At 47.6% G+C, this 19,244-nt stretch carries 18 protein-coding genes; 8 read left to right on the top strand and 10 right to left on the bottom strand.

The window, feature by feature from the left end; all coding sequences use genetic code 11:
* Window positions 1-139: 139 nt before the first annotated feature.
* A complete protein-coding gene (locus ACYVGO_RS05730; RefSeq protein ID WP_460968233.1) occupies window positions 140-472 on the top strand; it encodes a hypothetical protein in 333 nt (110 codons plus the stop codon).
* 9 nt (window positions 473-481) lie between these two features.
* Here ACYVGO_RS05730 and ACYVGO_RS05725 read toward each other — a convergent pair whose 3' ends face one another.
* Window positions 482-1,051: a hypothetical protein gene (locus tag ACYVGO_RS05725; RefSeq protein ID WP_142776175.1), complete on the bottom strand. Its 570-nt coding sequence runs from the start codon at window positions 1,049-1,051 to the stop codon at window positions 482-484.
* A 196-nt stretch (window positions 1,052-1,247) separates the two neighbouring features.
* Window positions 1,248-4,124, bottom strand: a complete 2,877-nt coding sequence (carB, locus tag ACYVGO_RS05720; RefSeq protein WP_460968232.1) for a carbamoyl-phosphate synthase large subunit — start codon at window positions 4,122-4,124, stop codon at window positions 1,248-1,250.
* Between the two features lie 271 nt (window positions 4,125-4,395).
* Here carB and ACYVGO_RS05715 point away from each other — a divergent pair, with 271 nt between their 5' ends.
* The 3 genes from ACYVGO_RS05715 to ACYVGO_RS05705 all read left to right on the top strand — a co-directional run bounded on the left by ACYVGO_RS05715 (window position 4,396) and on the right by ACYVGO_RS05705 (window position 7,049).
* Entirely contained in the window at window positions 4,396-4,911 is a 516-nt protein-coding gene (locus tag ACYVGO_RS05715) for a DNA topology modulation protein (RefSeq protein WP_460968230.1), read from the top strand.
* 105 nt (window positions 4,912-5,016) lie between these two features.
* Window positions 5,017-6,447, top strand: a complete 1,431-nt coding sequence (locus ACYVGO_RS05710; protein ID WP_460968227.1) for a hypothetical protein — start codon at window positions 5,017-5,019, stop codon at window positions 6,445-6,447.
* A 149-nt stretch (window positions 6,448-6,596) separates the two neighbouring features.
* Window positions 6,597-7,049 (top strand): ferritin-like domain-containing protein, encoded by a 453-nt coding sequence (locus ACYVGO_RS05705; RefSeq protein ID WP_142776179.1) that lies wholly within the window; start codon window positions 6,597-6,599, stop codon window positions 7,047-7,049.
* Window positions 7,050-7,117: 68 nt separating this feature from the next.
* On the opposite strand, the gene ACYVGO_RS05700 is transcribed toward ACYVGO_RS05705, so the two are convergent.
* The 6 genes from ACYVGO_RS05700 to ACYVGO_RS05675 all read right to left on the bottom strand — a co-directional run bounded on the left by ACYVGO_RS05700 (window position 7,118) and on the right by ACYVGO_RS05675 (window position 11,884).
* Window positions 7,118-7,465, bottom strand: coding sequence for a hypothetical protein (locus tag ACYVGO_RS05700; RefSeq protein WP_460968224.1), 348 nt, complete (start codon window positions 7,463-7,465; stop codon window positions 7,118-7,120).
* A 109-nt stretch (window positions 7,466-7,574) separates the two neighbouring features.
* On the bottom strand, window positions 7,575-8,453 hold the full coding sequence (locus ACYVGO_RS05695; protein ID WP_142776181.1) for an aldo/keto reductase: 879 nt from the start codon (window positions 8,451-8,453) through the stop codon (window positions 7,575-7,577).
* A 106-nt stretch (window positions 8,454-8,559) separates the two neighbouring features.
* Entirely contained in the window at window positions 8,560-9,417 is an 858-nt protein-coding gene (locus tag ACYVGO_RS05690; RefSeq protein WP_460968222.1) for a prephenate dehydrogenase, read from the bottom strand.
* A 58-nt stretch (window positions 9,418-9,475) separates the two neighbouring features.
* The gene (locus tag ACYVGO_RS05685; protein ID WP_460968221.1) at window positions 9,476-9,880 is read right to left on the bottom strand and encodes a GxxExxY protein; all 405 of its coding nucleotides are present in this window, start codon (window positions 9,878-9,880) and stop codon (window positions 9,476-9,478) included.
* Between the two features lie 125 nt (window positions 9,881-10,005).
* Entirely contained in the window at window positions 10,006-11,178 is a 1,173-nt protein-coding gene (locus tag ACYVGO_RS05680) for a pyridoxal phosphate-dependent aminotransferase (protein ID WP_460968219.1), read from the bottom strand.
* A 139-nt stretch (window positions 11,179-11,317) separates the two neighbouring features.
* Window positions 11,318-11,884: an NUDIX hydrolase gene (locus tag ACYVGO_RS05675; protein WP_460968217.1), complete on the bottom strand. Its 567-nt coding sequence runs from the start codon at window positions 11,882-11,884 to the stop codon at window positions 11,318-11,320.
* Window positions 11,885-12,016: 132 nt separating this feature from the next.
* Here ACYVGO_RS05675 and ACYVGO_RS05670 point away from each other — a divergent pair, with 132 nt between their 5' ends.
* The gene (locus ACYVGO_RS05670) at window positions 12,017-12,637 is read left to right on the top strand and encodes a hypothetical protein (RefSeq protein ID WP_142776186.1); all 621 of its coding nucleotides are present in this window, start codon (window positions 12,017-12,019) and stop codon (window positions 12,635-12,637) included.
* 110 nt (window positions 12,638-12,747) lie between these two features.
* Here ACYVGO_RS05670 and ACYVGO_RS05665 read toward each other — a convergent pair whose 3' ends face one another.
* On the bottom strand, window positions 12,748-13,686 hold the full coding sequence (locus ACYVGO_RS05665; RefSeq protein ID WP_460968214.1) for a nucleoside hydrolase: 939 nt from the start codon (window positions 13,684-13,686) through the stop codon (window positions 12,748-12,750).
* 188 nt (window positions 13,687-13,874) lie between these two features.
* On the opposite strand from ACYVGO_RS05665, the gene ACYVGO_RS05660 reads away from it, so the two are divergent.
* The gene (locus ACYVGO_RS05660; protein WP_460968212.1) at window positions 13,875-15,545 is read left to right on the top strand and encodes a M28 family metallopeptidase; all 1,671 of its coding nucleotides are present in this window, start codon (window positions 13,875-13,877) and stop codon (window positions 15,543-15,545) included.
* A gap of 410 nt (window positions 15,546-15,955) precedes the next feature.
* On the opposite strand, the gene ACYVGO_RS05655 is transcribed toward ACYVGO_RS05660, so the two are convergent.
* Window positions 15,956-16,621, bottom strand: coding sequence for a peptidoglycan recognition protein family protein (locus ACYVGO_RS05655; protein WP_460968210.1), 666 nt, complete (start codon window positions 16,619-16,621; stop codon window positions 15,956-15,958).
* A 262-nt stretch (window positions 16,622-16,883) separates the two neighbouring features.
* Between ACYVGO_RS05655 and ACYVGO_RS05650 the strand changes: the two genes are divergently transcribed.
* Both ACYVGO_RS05650 and ACYVGO_RS05645 read left to right on the top strand, forming a co-directional pair.
* A complete protein-coding gene (locus ACYVGO_RS05650; protein ID WP_142776188.1) occupies window positions 16,884-18,176 on the top strand; it encodes a TolC family protein in 1,293 nt (430 codons plus the stop codon).
* Between the two features lie 4 nt (window positions 18,177-18,180).
* Window positions 18,181-19,140: an efflux RND transporter periplasmic adaptor subunit gene (locus tag ACYVGO_RS05645; RefSeq protein WP_460968208.1), complete on the top strand. Its 960-nt coding sequence runs from the start codon at window positions 18,181-18,183 to the stop codon at window positions 19,138-19,140.
* The last annotated feature ends 104 nt before the right edge of the window (window positions 19,141-19,244 follow it).

The following is a 19,244-nucleotide window of genomic DNA, read 5'->3' as shown; positions in this document are numbered from 1 at the left end:
CTAAAGCCGTTGCCCGGCTTTAGCTTTATTTCCTATTCCTATGCGCTTAAACGTAACATTCCTTACTAGCTGGCTTCTCGTGTTGATTATCTGCTTACTAGCTGGATGCAAAAAAACAGAGACTATACCAGACCCCGATATGGCCTCCCGGGTTTCTGGTCGATATGCGGTAACGACCATTACAATTACTGGAAACAGTCAACCCATTACGGTTGTGAATGGTACGGTCATCATGGTTCGAAATGGGGTGGCGCTGGATACAGTAGACCTAACGCTTTCTTATGCAACAGCAAGCACATCAGGGAGTTCAACTTTTTCGGAGACAAAAACGATCACGCTGCAACAGTCGGGAAACGCTATTGACTTATACAGCGGTACAACTAAAGTGGGCAGTTGGACTACAGCCCTGTTAACAGTAACGAACTATCCGTTCAACAATACAACCGTAAGCTTCACCGCGGCTAAGCAATGAGGTAGTGGCTCACCTCACCCGGACGAACTTTGAATAGCAGAGTCTGTCGCAGCGGGGAAGTAGCGTCAATACATCCCCTTGAAAAGCTACGCCCTGTCGAAATGGAACGGTAGCCCGATTGGTCGTAATAAACAGATTAATACCCAAGCCATCCGAGATGGTTGAATCGACCCGAAAGTATTTTATTGGATAGTAGTACGACATTTCGGCCCCGTTGGCGCTTAACTTACCATCCGCACTAAAGGTGAGCGTCTGGGCTGGATTTACCGAATACTTCTGGGTTGAATCGATTGATTTTGAGACCAAAATCGAATCCCGTTGATAATGGTCTTTCACAAAAACAGTATCCTTTACATAATGACCGTTGGTAAATGTAGAGTCTACCACATAGGCTCCTTTCACAAAAACCGAGTCAAATAAGTAATACGCACTGTCAACGGGATAACGCCGTTCGGTCAGACGCCATGTACCCGTAATGCGTGCATCGCTCGCTCCGGGCGAAAACTCATTGGTTTCCTTACACTCAATGAGAAGAGTGGTCAGAAGCAGGCTTAGACTTAGGTATAGAACTTTTTTCACGGGTTAATCAGCGGCTCGTAAAGCTAACGAACAGATGGTTTCTATCATTGCCCTGGTGGCTAGTTGACGCTATAACCAATACCGCGCCAATTTTATACAAATCTATCAAGAATCGTCTACCCCTACAATGCTACAAAAAAACTGTGCCATCCCTACTAAGGAATGGCACAGGGAACAAATCTGATTGTAGCACTTCCTACCGGCTTAAATACAGATTCCGCTCCGAGTATACTTTCTGGAAATAATCATCGGTGAGATCATCAATGAAGTAAATGCCCTCTCCGGTCGATTTCATTTCGGGACCAAGCTCCTTGTTTACGTTCGGGAACTTGCTGAACGAGAACACCGGAATCTTGATTGCATACCCTTTTTTAACCGGCTTGAAATCGAAATCCTTCACCTTCTTGTCGCCCAGCATCACCTTCGTAGCATAATTAACATACGGTTCCTGGTACGCTTTGCAGATGAATGGTACGGTTCGGCTGGCACGGGGATTGGCCTCAATAATGTACACCACCTCGTTTTTAATGGCAAACTGAATATTAATCAGCCCGACAGTTTTAAGCGCAATGGCAATCTTTTTCGTGTGTTCCTCAATTTGTCGGAGCACGTTTTCGCTCAAATCGAAGGTGGGTAGCACAGCGTACGAGTCACCAGAGTGAATACCAGCTGGTTCAATGTGCTCCATGATGCCAATAATGTACACGTCTTCACCATCGCAGATGGCGTCGGCTTCCGCTTCGATGGCGCTTTCGAGGAAGTGGTCGAGCAGGATGTTATTGTCTGGAATATCTTCCAGAATCTTCATCACGTGCTGCTCGAGTTCGTTCTCGTTGATCACGATTTTCATGTTCTGGCCTCCCAGCACGTAGCTTGGCCGCACCAGCAAGGGGAATCCTAATTCGCGCGATAATTCCAGTGCCGCTTCTGACTCCCGTACCGTTCCGAATTTTGGGTATGGAATATCCAGTGTTTTCAGCAATTCCGAAAAATGACCCCGATCTTCGGCTAAGTCGAGGGCTTCCCAGCTTGTGCCAATGATCTTAATGCCGTAACGAGTAAGTTTCTCGGCCATTTTCAGTGCTGTCTGCCCACCCAACTGCACAATAACGCCTTCAGGCTGCTCGTGCATGATAATAGCATGTACGTGCTCCCAGAAAACCGGCTCAAAGTACAGCTTGTCGGCAATGTCAGGATCGGTCGATACGGTTTCAGGATTACAGTTGATCATGATGGTCTCATAACCCGCTTCCTTTGCCGCCAGTACGCCGTGTACGCAGGAGTAATCGAACTCGATACCCTGTCCAATACGGTTTGGCCCCGAACCCAGCACCACCACTTTTTTGCGGTTACTCCGAATCGACTCATTACCGGGCAGGTCAGAAACTGGCTCAGCGTGGTCGGTTGTGATAGGAACCTGGTTGTTGAAGGTCGAATAATAATACGGCGTTTTGGCCTCAAACTCAGCCGCGCAGGTATCCACACACTTATATACCCGACGAATGTTGTGTCTCTGACGGTAATCATACACCTTGCTTTCTTTTACCTGAAGCAGGTGGGCCAACTGTCGGTCGGCATAGCCTTTTTGTTTGGCCGTACGGAGAAGTTCGGGCGGAATATCGTCCAGGTCGTACTGCTGAATTTCACGTTCCAGCTCAATTAATTCTTCGATCTGGTGTAAGAACCAGGGGTCAATTCGGGTCAGTTGCTGAATCGTCCGGAACGACATTCCTGCTTTAAACGCATCGTAGATATGAAACAGCCGGTTCCAGCTGGGGTGTTGCAGACTTTCCGTCAGAGCCGCCCGGTCGGTTAGTTCATGTCCATCGGCACCAAGTCCATTTCGGCGAATTTCGAGCGACTGACAGGCTTTTTGTAGCGCTTCCTGGAAGTTTCGACCAATACCCATCGCTTCCCCAACCGACTTCATTTGCAGCCCCAATGACCGATCGGCTCCCGGAAACTTATCGAAGTTCCAGCGGGGTACTTTTACAATAACATAGTCGATTGCGGGTTCGAAGAAAGCCGAAGTGGTACCCGTAATAGGGTTGATCAACTCATCGAGGTTGTACCCAACCGACATTTTTGCGGCAATCTTAGCAATCGGGTAACCCGTTGCTTTTGATGCCAGCGCCGACGATCGGCTCACCCGTGGGTTTACTTCAATAACGATGATGTCGTCGGTTTGTGGATTAACCGAAAACTGGATGTTACAGCCGCCTGCAAACTGCCCGATGCCTCCCATTACTTTGATGGCCAGATCGCGCATTTTTTGGTACAGCGTATCGGGCAGCGTCATGGCCGGGGCAACGGTAATGCTGTCGCCGGTATGAATACCCATTGGGTCAAAATTCTCGATGGAGCAGATGATAATGAAGTTGCCGTTATTATCGCGCAGCAATTCCAGTTCATACTCTTTCCAGCCCATCACACTTTGTTCGACCAGCACCTCATGAACAGGCGATGCGTGTAATCCGGCGGTAAGTGCCTTATCAAAATCTTCGGGCCGGTTAACGAAACCGCCCCCTGTGCCACCAAGTGTATACGATGGCCGGATAACCAGCGGAAAGCCAATTTCCTGGGCAATTTCTTTACCTTCCAGAAACGAGCGGGCCGTGCGGCCTTTGCAAACGCCAGCACCAAGTTCAAGCATGAGCAACCGGAATTTCTCCCGGTCTTCAGTTGTTTCGATGGCTTTAATATCCACGCCAATAATCTCGACACCGTATTTTTGCCAGATACCGGCCTTATCGCAGTCGATAGCCAGATTCAGAGCGGTTTGTCCCCCCATCGTTGGCAGAACGGCGTCGATGGGCCGCCCCATTTCCTGGTGTTTTTTCAGGATTTCGACGATAGATTTTTTCTCTAACGGCAACAGATACACATAATCTGCGTTGATAGGGTCGGTCATGATGGTGGCCGGATTGGAATTAATCAACGCCACTTCTATGCCTTCTTCCCGAATAGAGCGAGCGGCCTGTGAGCCAGCATAATCGAACTCACATGCCTGGCCAATAACGATGGGGCCTGAGCCAATAATAAGAACCGAGCGAATGTTGGTATTTTTAGGCATTTTTCTGCAGGACAATGACCGCATGGGCGGCCCTGAATGAATCGTGAGTTGAGCAAGCTGCCTGACGGATTACCAGGCAATTCAGGGTCTGGTCAAAAATCCTGCAAAATTAGGGGTTTAGCAGGTAATGGAAAAGGAGAATTTTAGAATATAAAGGCAAAGTGGCGATTCCTTGCCTTACAAGCTGTTTTTTTAAGTGCGTTTACATTGAGAAATAGCTTTTGACCAGAATGAAATCAGGTTTTTACCATGCTACGTCTATAAATCAGCTATGAAACGAGTTGCCATTGTGGGTTGTGGAGGAGCCGGGAAGTCAACTCTGGCTCGTCAGCTTGGCCAATTGACCCATCTCCCGGTCGCTCATCTGGATGCCGTATTATGGCAACCCGGCTGGATCATGACAGACCAGGCTACCGAACTGGTTTTACAAAAACAATTGATTGACCAACCCGAGTGGATCATTGATGGAAATTACGGCTCGTCAATGAACTTACGTTTTACCATGGCCGATACCATAATCTTTCTGGACTTCCCTCGCTGGTTGTGTTTGTGGCGGATTATCAAGCGTTTGGTTACTTATCAAGGGCGAGTTCGTCCTGATATGGCTCCCGGTTGCCCTGAGCGCTGGAGCTGGGATTTCCTGCACTGGATCTGGACATTTCGACAGACTCAGCGCGCACAAATTCTGGCTAAAATTGATCAATATGCTCCAGGACGTACAGTATTGATTTTTAAGAAACCAGTGGAGGTAAACCAGTTTCTGCATCAATTGATGCCAGAGACTTAGCGATACAGAGTGAGTAGAGCGATAAAGGCCAGTGAATAATAACTATTGCAAAACCCTTAACATACCCCTATTTTTGACTAATCTATTTCCTAATACGCTGCGTTTATGGTTCGTCCTTATATACTGTTAGTTTGTGTATTGGTAAGCAGTTTGGCCGTCACCTGCGTTCGTGATTACCCGTCTACCGATCCTCATAAAGCACCCGTTGTGTCGAACCCACCATCCGGCGGATTACCGGGACAGACGCAGACATCTCCCCAAAAACGGCTGTATCTGGACAATGATAAGATACGCGTTGGGATCGATCTGAATGCGGGGGGGGCCATTACGTATCTATCAGAAGCGGGTAGTAGCGTAAATATGGTCAACAATAATGACCTGGGTCGGCAAATACAGACATCGATCTATGCGGGTCCTTACCCCTACAGTGTAAACGGTAAAGATCCAGTTTACCAATGGAGATACCTTGGCTGGAACCCAGTTCAAACAGGCGATTATTACAATAATCCGGCTCGGGTTGTTAGCTATCAGCAGGGCCAAAACACGCTGTATGTTAAAACGATCCCTTTGATTTGGCCATTACTGAATGAACCTGCCGACTGTGTATTTGAACACTGGATTGAATTGAAAGGCAATACCATTCACGTACGCTGTAAGATTGTGGTTAACCGTTCCGATACCACTCAGTATGAGTCCCGGACTCAGGAGGTGCCTTGTGTGTACCTGAATGGTCCCTATTATCGGATGGTAACTTATGGTGGGGTAAAGCCATTCACGAATGATGCGGTATCGGAGTATACCGATCGGGATGTATTGAATCGATATGGGAGCGAAAACTGGATTGCCTTGCTGAATGCTGAGGGACGGGGAGTTGGTTTGTATAAGCCCAATGAGGTCCGATTTGGCTCAGCCGGTTTCGGCGTTACCAAAGTTGGGGGCGAGTTTGATGTGTCGGCAGGATACATAACCAGCCAGCCGCACTTGCTCATTGATCATAATGGGCAGTACGAATTTGAATACACATTGATTGTTGGTGACCTAACTGACATTCGGCAGTTTGCCTACGCCCAACCCCGGCCGCCTACCGGCCCTACGTATAGATTTGTCAATGATCGGCAGGGCTGGTACTTTAACCGCACCCGCGACAAAGGCTACCCAATTCAAAATGAGTTAAATGTTCTCTGGATGCGGGACGATCCGACAATCAGGAACTTTCGGGTTATGAGCCCAATGTCGTTCTGGCACGCAAGTAATGTTCCAAAAATTTACATACAGGCTGCTTTTCAGACAAAAGGAACCATGGCTCGATTTTCGTGGCGAAAGCCCGAAGATTATGACTTTCTGGACATACCGGGTCGGTACGTCGATTTCCCTATTGTGGGTGATGGCCAATTTCGTACCTATGAAATCAATACAAGTCAGTTAGCAGGCTGGGACGGTGCTATTACCCAAATTTCGCTGACAAGTCCTGAGAACCAGCTTCAATTCGAGAATGGATCAATTTTGCGATTGCGAAGTGTAACATCTACCAATTAGAAAAGTCTTGTAGACAAAAAATGAGGGATTCATTTCGTTAACCTAGTTGCTGGTCGCTCAATGAATCCTTCATTTTTTGTTTATGCGTGAACAATCGTGCGTACACCTAGTTGTAATTTCATTTAACAACTCATAGAAATTCAACTGTTATGATCACGAATAAAGAAATCGTTGATGATCTCAACGACCTGGTAAAAATCAACAACGATCGCATTCAGGGATATGAAAAAGCGATTGAAGACAACGAAGATGCGCAACTGGACGATCTGTTCCGCCATTACGTAATTCAGAGCCAAAATTTCCGTAGTCAATTGGCCGATCATATCGTACGCATTGACGGAACGGGCGTATCAGACGCAACGTCTACCGACGTAACAAGTAAAATTCACCGCGCCTGGATCGACATTAAATCAGCGCTGACGGGCAAAGATCGCGATACGGTATTAAGCTCCGTTGAATTTGGCGAAAATGCCGCTATTGAAGCCTATCAGGACGCAATTAATAAAGACCATATTCCGGCTTACATCAAAGAGGATCTTCAAAAGCAACTTAGTGAATTACAGGTTGCCTTTGATAAGATCAAGTCATTGGAGAATGCATAACCTGCATTAATCAACAAAAAAGGATGCTCTTCTAGAAAGGCATCCTTTTTTGTTGAAAATTCTCGTCTTTACCGGGCTTCTGTAACCTGTTTTGACGTCTCTTCGAGTACCTGAGCCAGCTGAAGTAACTGGCCTACCAAACCAACATCCGATGCCTCGTTAGCAGCCTGCTTCGTTAGTTTGCTGAGCGTATGCAATGACCCGGCAATTTTTGGAGCTTTCCCTTCTTCTAAAGCTCGTTTAAGCGAGAACAACTCATCAGCCACGTTTTCGAGTGTCAGATTTCCTTCACCCAATGCATCACTCCACTGATTGATCAGCTCATTGACCGGATTAATGTGTTCAGCCCCTTCCTGCAGCCTATGTAGCGTTGATGCCAGGAGTTGCTGTGGATCTAGTTTGGTTTGTGTTAGCATACAGATTGACGATTTAGGGTTACAGTATTTGGTATTCGGTTTAAGGTATACGGACGCGTAGATTGCTGGCGTCAGCTTACCGTATACCTTAAACCGAATACTATAAACCTTAATTAGGCAATGGCATATCCTGCAAATCTTCGTCAGTAAGTTTAATAGCGGCAGCTTGCAGATTCTCCTCCAAATGCTTTACCGACGATGTTCCGGCGATGGGCAACATTACAGGTGATGCGGCTAAGAGCCAGGCCAGTGCAATCTGGTAATCTGTTGCACCGTGACGGGCAGCTACTTTTTTAATGGCATTTTCGGCAGCCACGTTCCCCGCGTTGAGCGGAAACCATGGAATAAAGGCGATGTTATTTTGCTCGCAGTAGGCAAGCACATCATTCCAGCGTTGCTCGCCAAAGTTGTACATATTCTGTACCGATACAACCTCGAAGTATTTTTTTGCTTCTTCGATCTGGTCAATACCCACTTCCGATAAACCAATATGCCGGATCTTACCCTGTTGCTGGGCTTCCTGTAGAAAACTCAGGAATTCTTCGGACGGTACTTTCGGATCGAAGCGGTGAAGTTGATACAGATCAATCCGATCTAGTTTTAAGCGTTTCAGGCTACCATTAAGTGCTTCCTCCAGGTGTTTTCGGCTGCCATCAACCGGCCATTGATTCGGGCCTGTACGGAGTAGTCCACCTTTCGTCCCAATAACTAAGCCATCGGGATAGGGATGCAGAGCTTCAGCAATGAGCTCTTCCGATACGTAAGGGCCGTAACTATCGGCTGTATCAATAAAATTTACGCCAAGTTCAAGGCAGCGTTTTAATACGCGAATGGATTCGTCGTGATCTTTGGGAGGCCCCCAAATTCCGTTTCCAGTAATCCGCATGGCACCGTAAGCCATACGATTAACGGTTAAATCACCACCAATTGTGATGGTACCAGCCTGTGCGGCCACTTGTGATCCAGCTGGTTGTTCAGTTGCTTGCATAGGTTTACTAATGATTCTGTTTCGGGACTTGCCAATTCGTGGCGTCTTATGATATAAACCAATAGAAATCCGTTTTGTGTCAGCAACCGGAAAAAGTTTTACTTTTTTACCGTTTCTCGATTCCGTCCAGCACGCGTCGAATGACGTTGGCCCGTTGCATGAAATCCAGCGAGGTAGTAACGTCCTGGCTGTCAATTACCTCTTTAAACTGCTGTAAAAAGTCGATATAAGCCGCCAGCGCGTCGGATACATTGGTTCGGTTCTGATCGAAAATAGGCGCCCACATTTGCGGAGAGCTCTTTGCCAATCGCACCGTTGAACTAAAGCCGGTACTGGCCATATCGAAAATGGCCTGCTCGTCTTTTTCTTTTTCCAGTACGGTCAAGCCCAAGGCAAACGCACTAATATGACTTAGGTGTGACACATAGGCCAAATGCAGGTCGTGTTCTTTTGGCGTCATATAGAACAATTTCATACCTATATCCCGAAACAGACTTTCAACCAGCATCAAGCTATCGGCGTTACTTTTCTCCCGATCGCAGATGATGAGGTTTTTACCTGCCAGCAGTTCCTTGAACGCGGCACCAGGCCCCGAATTTTCGGTGCCGGCCATAGGATGAACAGCAACAAACTGGGGCCGTTTAACATGTGCATCAACCAGATCGCAAATCAATTCTTTGGTAGATCCTAAGTCAATGACGGTAGCAGCCGCAGGTAGGTGATCGAGAACCGTAGGCAGTAAGTCGGTAATAATGTTAACGGGTGTAGCCATCACTACGAGGGTACTCTGTGCTACTGCTTCAGCCAGTGGCAACACCTCATCAACAATGCCTTTTGCCAGCGCCAGTTGGCCATTTACGTGGGATGTATCAACGCCAATGAAGCGCATTTTGGGGTATTTCTCGCGAACCGCGAGCGCGAACGAGCCCCCGAGTAGGCCTATGCCAATAATGGAAACAGTCATCTGAACCGGGATTTAACAGATTTAAGGATTAAAACAGATTTTGTGCCCCACGCGGAGATTAAGATTTAGGATGGAATCTTCGGAAATGAGGATTGAGGACACGCTTAAATTCCAGGCTGGAAGCCCCAAAATTTATTAGTAATCCGATTTCCAGATTATACGCTTCCAGGTAGTTGATGGCCTGTGCCAAATGAACTTCTTCTAACTTAATGATCGCTTCTAATTCAACCATAATCGTTTCTTCAATCAGGAAATCAGCTCGGCGGATACCCATTAGAATACCTTTATAAAAAATCGGCATGTCCACTTCTCTAGCAAATCCTATGTTGAATTGCTCAAGTTCATAAGCTAGAGAACGCTGATAAATGACCTCCTGAAAGCCATTACTCAGCACTCGATGTACTTCCATTGAGCACCCGGTAATACGGTGTGTTAACTCGCCATATTTGTAATTTGGCTGCATCGCTACAATCAATAATTCTTAATAATAAGAGCCTATTCATTCAGAAATTTATTGAAAGAGCTATAGAGGAGAGCATTCGATTTTAGAGCAAGTAATTTACTGACAGGGTAAAAACAAAATCTGTTTTATCCTAAAATCCGTTCAATCCCGGTTCGGATACGGTTTTCTGGCACACACAACGATACCCGTACGTACCGATCTCCTTTGGGGCCAAAGATGAAACCAGGCGCAATGAACACATGTTTTTGTCGAAGCAGATCATTCACCAGCGTTTCGGCCGATTCAACGGAGTCGGGCAGTTTGGCCCAGATAAACAATCCCTCCTGATCGGTTGTATAGGTGCAGCCCAGGGCATCCAGAAACGCATGAACGGCATCTAACCGACCTTGATATACAGCGTTACGCGCCCTATGCCAGTCGTCAGAATTACTGAGCGCTTCGGTTGCGGCATCCATGAGCGGCTTAAACTGTCCCGAATCAATGTTGCTCTTGATCGTTAGCACCGCATCGACATAAGCTTTAGAACCCGCCATCCAGCCAATGCGCCAACCAGCCATATTATGCGATTTACTTAAGGAGTTTAGTTCCACGGCCACGTCCTTCGCGCCATCCACCGACAAGAGGCTGATCGGCGGCTTTTTATTCAGAATCAGACTGTAGGGATTGTCATGGCACAACAATACCTGATGCTCATGGGCGAACCGTACCGCCCGCTCAAACAGGGCGCGGGTAGCAGGTGCTCCTGTGGGCATATGGGGGTAGTTCAGCCATATAATCTTTGTCTTTTCATTGGCTGGCTGGGCTGCCAGTAAATCAGTCATAGCTTCCCAATCGGGTTGCCAGCCAGCGTATTCCAGAAGTGGATACTCATGAACAGTAGCTCCTACCATACGGCTTACTGCCCGGTAGGCTGGGTAACCAAGCTCAGGGACTAAAACACCATCGCCTTCGTTCAGGAACGTCAGCGAAATATGGGTTATTCCTTCTTTAGAGCCAATAAGCGGCAAAATTTCGGTATCAGGTTCGAGTGTGACGCCGTATGTATGGCCATAGAAGCTAGTAATGGCCTGCCGTAACTGTGGGGTACCTTTATACGGCTGATACCCGTGCGCAGTTGGTTGCTGCGCCGAACGTACCAGCGCATCAATCGTATTGGCAGAAGGCATCAGATCAGGGTTGCCGATACCGAGGTTAATAATATCATGACCAGCCGCCTGTAACCGACGCACTTCAGCTAGTTTCACCGAAAAATAATACTCCTGCGTTTGGTCAGCGCGGAGGGCAAGGGGAATAATCATTCTGAACCGGGATTGAACAGATTTTAGGATTGACAGGATTTTGGCTAAAATCCTGTCATTGTATACATTGGGATGGCAAAGATACTCGTTGGGGGTAATGCAGTAAATAATCAGGTAGATAAACAAAATCAGGTTAATCCTAAAATCTGTTCAATCCCGGTTCAGACAGGTATTTCAATAACGGGGCCAAATGCAAAGCCTGCATCATCTCGCCGTTATTGATAATCTCCATGGCCCGTTCCCGCGAAATAACATGCACCGTGATTTCTTCGGTGTTTTCGAGATGTTGCGCCTGCTTCACCTCAACCCCCGTTGCCAGAAAGGCATAGGTCAGGTTTGCATGGGTGCCCGGATTTGCAGAGAGTGTCATAAGGAGCTGCCAGGTGCCACCACCAAAGCCCGTTTCTTCCAGCAATTCGCGCTGGGCGGCTACAAGAGGCTCTTCGCCGGGGTCAACCACGCCTGCACAAAGCTCATAGTGAACTCCGGCAATGCCATGGCGATACTGCCGAATGAGTACCAGTTGACCTTCTGTGGTAACGGCCACTACGTTGATCCAGTTAGGATACTCAAAAACAAAATAATTAGGAATAACTCCCCCATTCTCCATCCGAATGGCATCTTTACGAACTGTAAACCACGGTAACTGATGAATGTATTCGGAGGATTCAACCTGCCAGGGCTGGGGATCATTGTCTGGATTCATAGCCGCAAAGGTAGGCACTGCTGGTGGACAAATTGAAGGCTTTTTCGCCAGAGTCATATCAACCGACCTTCCCAATTCGTTGTAAATGGGATTTTTGTCTCCGCTAGTATCGTTCGTCCAACTCACGACCTGATGAAAAATGCCATTGCCCTTTTTGTTGCCGTCTTATGTCTTTTTCTTTCATCCTGCCATCGACCTGTCGCTTATTTTCAGCGCTCATCCCATCCGGCAGCAGCACGAGTAGCCGTTGAAAAGTTAAAAGAGCGAAAGAGCGAGATAGTGAAAGAGCGCTACACATCCCTGGAAATGGTGCCCATTTTGGATTCAACAGAACAAGGCGATCAATCAATTACAAACTTGCCATTAGTTGGTAATCCTGTTGTTGCTAGTCGAAGTCGCCAGCCTGTACAATCGTCGACCAATGCCGGTGTGGTGCGGCATATGCAGCGAGTTCAGTCGATGCTACCGACCCCAACGGAGTCTACTGACAAACAACCGGACCCGAAACCCAAGAAAAAACTCAAATTAGGCAATCAAATTCGGCAGAGTCTGGGTATGAAACTACGCCCCGAACTCAACTGGTGGCAGCGGATTAGCTGGAAGTTGAAAGCCTCCGTCCTGATTATTCTGGTAGCGGTTGTATTCGCCATTCTGCACGTCACAATACTGGCGATCATCTTCGGAATATTGGGCGCATTCCTGATGATTAGTGGCCTGAAGCGGTCATTTAAAGTTAAACGTCCCTGGTTTTAAAATAAAAATGGACCCGCACCGGCGGACCGGCAGATGACGCTGATTATTATGATTTATACTGATAAAAATCTGCGTAAATCATAATAATCAGCGTCATCTGCGGTCCATCATTAAGGCAGTTTTTGAACAGCCTCATAAATCAGATTGATGTATTTCTCCCGGTCAATGTCGTAAACGAACTCAGTATTCGGGGTTTTCTTCAACACATCGAAAAAATCGACGACCGTAGTACCCAGGGTCAATTTCCCTGCCACTTCAACATCCACAAAACACGACTTTGACGTAAACATTGTTGGGTCAATCAGCCAGGCAATAGCGCAGGGATCATGCAAGGCAGCCCCGCCTTCCAGTTCCGGACGTTCACGGCGGTAGAAAATGGAAAAGAAATCCATCAGTTCTGCAACCACCTTTCCCGATTGATTGCCGATGGATCGGAACCGTTCGATATCCTCCTGAAAAACCAGCGCCTTGTGTGTCACATCCAGGCCACACATGGTAATAGGAACCCCGGAATTGAACACTATAGAAGCCGCTTCAGGGTCTACGTAGATGTTGAACTCAGCTGTGGGCGTCATGTTCCCCCGGAAGCCACCACCACCCATCAGCGAGATTCGTTCGATTTTTGGTTTCAAGTGTGGATAAGCCAATAGAAAGGTAGCAATGTTGGTAAGTGGGCCGGTGGGCACAAGCGTTATTGGCTCCTCGCTTTCAGCCAGAATACTCGCCATCGCTTCTATAGCCGATAAGGCCTCTGGCTTTAGCTTGGGATCAGGTAATATCGGGCCATCCATACCCATCTCACCGTGTACATAATCGGCAATGATCAGCTCCCGAAAAAGGGGTTTATCGCAACCTTTATAAATTGGAATATCAGAACCAAGTAATTCTTTAAGCTTTAAGGCGTTAGTAAGGGTCTTCTGCTGAGTCTGATTTCCGGCCGAAGTGATTATAGCTTTGATATCGAAAAAATCGCTGCCAATGGCCAGCATAAGCATAACAGCATCATCGTGGCCGGGATCGCAGTCGATAAGTATGGGCACCTTTTTCATGTTCGTTGATTTTACTGATTCTCTTCGATAAATACCACTACTTATCGCCCTGTTTGGGCGACGAATATACTATCAATTGAGCAAGTGTACGGTTAAGCAACCTAAAGTTGGTTAAGCCAGGGTTTCAATTTGTTCTACTAAAACTGTGGCCTATATTCGCTAATCGTTTTTCGTCTTAGCTTTCCTCAATGCGACACGTTACAACAACTTTATTACTTAGTATAGTCATTAGCCTGTTGGGCGCAAGCCTGGTTATGGGCCAATCCAATGCAATTCCTGCCGATGTGCAGCGAGTGGCCAAAACTGTTCGACCTGAAGCGATTCATACGCATATGGGTATTTTGGCAAACGACTCACTTCGGGGCCGGAAACCAGGTACCCGAGGGTTTGCCATGGCAGCAGATTATGTGGTTGCCCAACTAAAAGCGTTAGGTCTCCAGCCCGCCGGAGAAAACAATGCATTTCGGCAGAATGTGCCTCTCCGTAGGTGGCAGGTAAAGGAAAGCAATAGCTCACTCACGCTACTGACAAACGGGCGTGAGCAACCGCTTACTTATGGGAAGCAGTTTATTCTGAATCCGAATCCCGACCATCCAGCCAGCGACGTAAGCGCCCCAGTTGTTTTTGTTGGTTACGGTGTTTCAGCCCCTGATCTCGGTTACGATGACTACACGGGCATTGATGTGAAGGGAAAAATCGTGGCGTTTCTGAATGGAGCTCCAGCTTCGTTTCCATCCAATCAGCGCGCTTACGCTTCTTCATCAAAGGCGGAAAATGCAGCCGCGCACGGAGCTGTAGGTACTATTGCGTTCAGTTTGCCTACCGATCTACGAAGTCGTATTGAAACGGCGGCTCCCCGCGCCCGGCAAGGAATTACGCGTTGGGTAGACAAGCAGGGAAAACCAAAGAGCACCTATCCTGCGTTGAAAGGGGCCGCATCCATCAGTGATTCGCTGGCACGCTTACTTTTCGCCGGTGCGCCAACTTCCTTTACCGAAGCCATTGGGCAGGCCATGAAAAATCGCTCGCAGGCATTTCCGCTTAACGTTTCGGTTCGAATGAAAACGCAGACCGATATAGCCGAAGATATAGCCGGCTTTAATGTAGTAGCCGCGTTGCCTGGTTCAGACCCAGCGCTGAAAAATGAATACATCGTTCACGTGGCCCACCTCGACCATCTGGGCGTTGGCCGTCCAGTAAAAGGAGATTCCATTTTCAACGGTGCCCATGATAATGCATCGGGCGTAGCCATCATGCTCGAAACGGCACGGCTTTATGCGTCGCTACCCAAAGCCCCCCGGCGCTCTATTTTGTTCGTGGGCGTAACGGGCGAGGAAATGGGTCTGCTGGGGTCCGATTATTTCGCAAGTAATCCAACCGTGCCCAAGGAGAAAATTGTAGCGAATTTGACGTTAGATATGCCCTTTTTCTTTCATCCCTTACTCGATATTGTTCCTTATGGAGCGGAACATTCGAGCCTTAGCAAAGAAGTTAAACAGGCTGCTTCATTTTTGGGCGTCCAGATAAGCCCGGACCCGATTCCCGAACAGACTGTATTTATGCGAAGCGACCACTTTAGCTTTGTACGGCAGGGCATTCCGGCACTTTTCATCAAAAGCGGTTCGCAAACGGGTAATCCCAATCTGGATGGTACCAAACTCAACCTCGACTGGCGGGCAACCATCTACCACACGCCACAAGACGACATGAATCAACCGTTTGATTTCAATGCCGCAGCCAAACACGCGCAATTGCAGTTTCTGGTTGGCTATTTAACCGCACAGGACGATCAGCGCCCCACCTGGAACAAGGGCGACTTTTTCGGGACTAAATTCGGGAAGGACGGTCTGGTAAAATAACCGCAAGGGTCGCAACGGAAAACGCAAAGCACGCTAAGAAATCTTTTCTTGCGTGCTTTGCGTTTTCCGTTGCGACCCTTGCGGTTAGAACTACGTATTTTTCCTCTTAATGCCGCATCCAACAGCTCTTGCCGAAGCCGTTGTTACAGGTTTACCGGCAATTAATTCATTGACAGCCATTTCAACCTATTTCTTGTCACCCGCAGTTGCATCGTACTGATTATTGTCGATAGCACCGATATAAGCAACCCTATAGTGGCTTCCTTCCCGTTTCACAACAAACATATGGGGTGTATTGGTATCCCCAAACGTGCGGGCTACTACCTGACTCTCGTCATATAGATAGGGAAAGGCATAGTTTTTGGACTTAGACCGCTACTGCATGGCCGTATAGGAATCGCCGGAGTGACTTACTGCAACAAAATTGGACTACCCTTCAGATTTAGGTCTTTTACCCGACTCCTGACTTTCCGCATGAATGATTTGCCAGGGTCGATTTTGCTGGTCAGATAATTCGGGTCTGTTTCTTTCCAGAGTGGTGTACCAATAAAGTCTTTATACTCATAATGCCCAATCAGGTAGTCAATGCCTTTGTAGCGACGTTTCAGATAACGAACCAGTTGCACATTGGCTTTCATCTGCGCTTTGGTCAGGTCATTATTGCCAATATTTTCGATACCAATGGCACAGTAATTCAGACCAATACAATGGCGCGCAAAAGTTGTATCGGGAAGTAATCGAAAAATGGTACCATCCCGATCAACCAGAAATGGGACCGACGTATTCAGGCGACTGGCAACCTGAAGATCGGGTCGACCGGGTAATACCGATGGGTTGAATACATCGAAAGTTGCTTCAAGTGTTGGCACGGCTGTCCAGTGCAACACAATCATTTTGGGCTTGATAAATGGTTCCTGTTGTTGAATACCATGCCGTTTCGCTAAGTACTCAAGTGATAGTTGCTTTCGCTCATCATCAAAAATGATAGGCTTATCTACTAGTCGAAAGGTCGGCCTGGCGCAGGAATTTACTAGTAGAAGGAAGGTAACGAAAAGGATAGAAAGAAGATAGTTCACAGGTAGTTGACGGTTGTACCGGTTGAAAAAGTGTGTTATGGTTGAATTCCAGCAAAATAAGGAAATTAGCCTGTAGACATTACTAGGAATTTGAGCGAACAGTAAGTATTAACTGCTAATCAACTTTTATGTATAACTGGAATGTCAGCCTTTTTCCCAGGATTCTGAACTCAGGCGTTAAGTATATTTAACTATCTTTTAATTAAGATTTTACGGGTTTGGGGCCTGCGGATTGTTACTTTGTTACGTTCTTATAAAGCGAATGACGTTAAAAATTGCCTCATATCAACTGTTGTGCTTTAGTCTGTTCTGGGTGTCGGCTTCGGCACAAACTACATTAACCTTACGACAGACTCTTCAACAAGTGCGTACAAATAGCCCAGCTCTAAGAGTTGAACGGCTAAATATAAATGCAGCTCAGGCTGATCAAACGACGGCCAACCTCCGCGCTAATCCTGTTCTGAATAACCAGACGCTGTTTCAATTAACGCCTACGCCCGTTATGCCTGGAGCCGATGCCGCCGGTTTATTGAGTCGGCAGCGACGGCAATTCTGGTTGCAGGCTACCAAAGAATTCGACATTTATAACAAGCGTACCTACCGGAATCGGTTTGCCGAAGCCAACACGAACCTGGCCGTTCGGAGTGTGGCCGAAACTGAACGCAATTTACTGTTCGATGCCGCGAATCGCTATCTCGACGCCTGGTATGCCCGTATCCAGTTGGCCCTATTGCAACGGGCAAAAGCGAACGTGGATACGCTGGTTCAATTAAATAGAGTCCGCCTTAAAGATTTAGTCATCACCAGTACTGATCTGACCCGAACACAACTGATTTCGGATCAATATGACATTCAGACGCGTACGGCGCAACAGGATCTTAGTAATCGGTTAAACGAATTACGCTTAGTGCTCGGCACTCCCGACAGCATCAACGTAGCCATGAACGATTCCATTATTCAGCCCAACTTCACGATCCCATCCCGGCTGTACCCAACCGTGAATGCCTCGGCGGATAGTTTGTTTCGATTGGCTTCTACAACCCGAACGGATGTACAGGTAGCCGAAGCAAATATCGAATCGGCCCGTAGAAACGTAGATTTACAACAGGTACTAGCGAAGCCTCGAAACGAAGCGGGTTTGATCTGGAACCCACAAAATTCCGTTCCCTACGCCGGTATATTTCTAACGATTGAATTACCCGTCTACAGTCGTAATCAGGGTGAAATTCAGAAGTCCAGGGTCTTACAGGAACAGGCCGGGCAGGCAGCCCAATTGGTACAAACCCGAATCCGATCCGAAGTGGAAACGGCTTACCAATCGTTTTTGACCAGTAGGCAAAACATTGACCGGTACTCAATTATCCGACGCGATGCCGACCGGGTACTGGCCTCTGTCCGCTACGCCTATTTGCGGGGTGCCACTACCCTAATTGACCTGCTCCAGGCCCAGACTTCCTGGTTCGATACCCAAACGGCTTATTATCAAACGCTTTATACCTACCGTCAAAATTACGTTCGACTGCTGTACGCAACCGGACAGATTAATCAGTATTAACACAATGAATGTTCGTCTATTAGTAATCGGGCTGTCGTTTCTGACACTGGCTTGTCAGGAAAAGCCTAAGTCGGTGGTTAAGTCGATACCACGCCCGACAATCAGCACCGACGGTAGTCGGCTTACGTTTCCCGACGCCATGATGATGCGTTCTTTTCCAACGCAACCTGCCCGCCTGGCTGCTATCCGTACTGATTTTTCGGCTCCAGGTCATGTAGCCGCAATGGTGGTGCGTTCCGTTGAAACCCCCTCCGAACGATTGGTACTGTTCGATGATCCGGGTTTATCGGATAACTACACCGCTATTTTACAACACCGGAACAACATTCAAACCCAGAAAGGAAACCTGGACCGGGTAAAGGATTTACAGGCCCACGGGGCAGCATCGGGTAAAGAAGTGATTGAAGCGCAGACTCAATTGGCCAACGAAGAGGCAGCCATTATCTCAGACGAAGCCACGCTTAAACTCGCTGGCTTTGACCCGAAGGCGCTCCGTCTAGCGCGCCCAAACACAATCCTCGTCGTTTGCGAAATACCTGAAAATCAATTTGGTAGTATTCGGCAGGGGCTGGTCTGCTCGCTCAATTTTACCGCCTTCCCAAACGAGCGATTTGTGGGACGCATCGACAATGTTAATGACTATGTGGATAACACCACTCGTCAAATTAAACTCCGTATCTCGGTAGCCAACCCGGATGGACGCCTGAAGGCGGGCATGTTTGCCACCGTTCAGTTTGGGGTTACAGAAGGAAAATTTATGACGGCCTCGCGCGATGCGGTCGTAACCGTACAAGGCCGCGATTACGTATTTGTAAAAACGGGGCCGCAAGCTATCGAGCGTAGAGCCGTACAACTCGGTCAGCAACGCGATGATCGGGTTGTGGTTCAAAGTGGCCTGAAGGAAAACGATCAGGTTGTAACGGAAAATGTACTGCAACTGAAGGGATTAAGCTTTGGGTATTGATGACGAAGGGAGAAAAGGGAAGAGAGGGCGGAAAGGGACGAGAGGAATAGCTGATATCAGCCCTTTTGTCCCCTCCTCCCTTTCCTCCTTCCTCCCTCTCCTCC

The sequence above is a fragment of the Spirosoma migulaei genome (genome assembly GCF_054776855.1).
The sequence above is the reverse complement of the archived record's forward strand: the minus strand, read 5'-3'. Positions and strand labels throughout refer to the sequence as shown.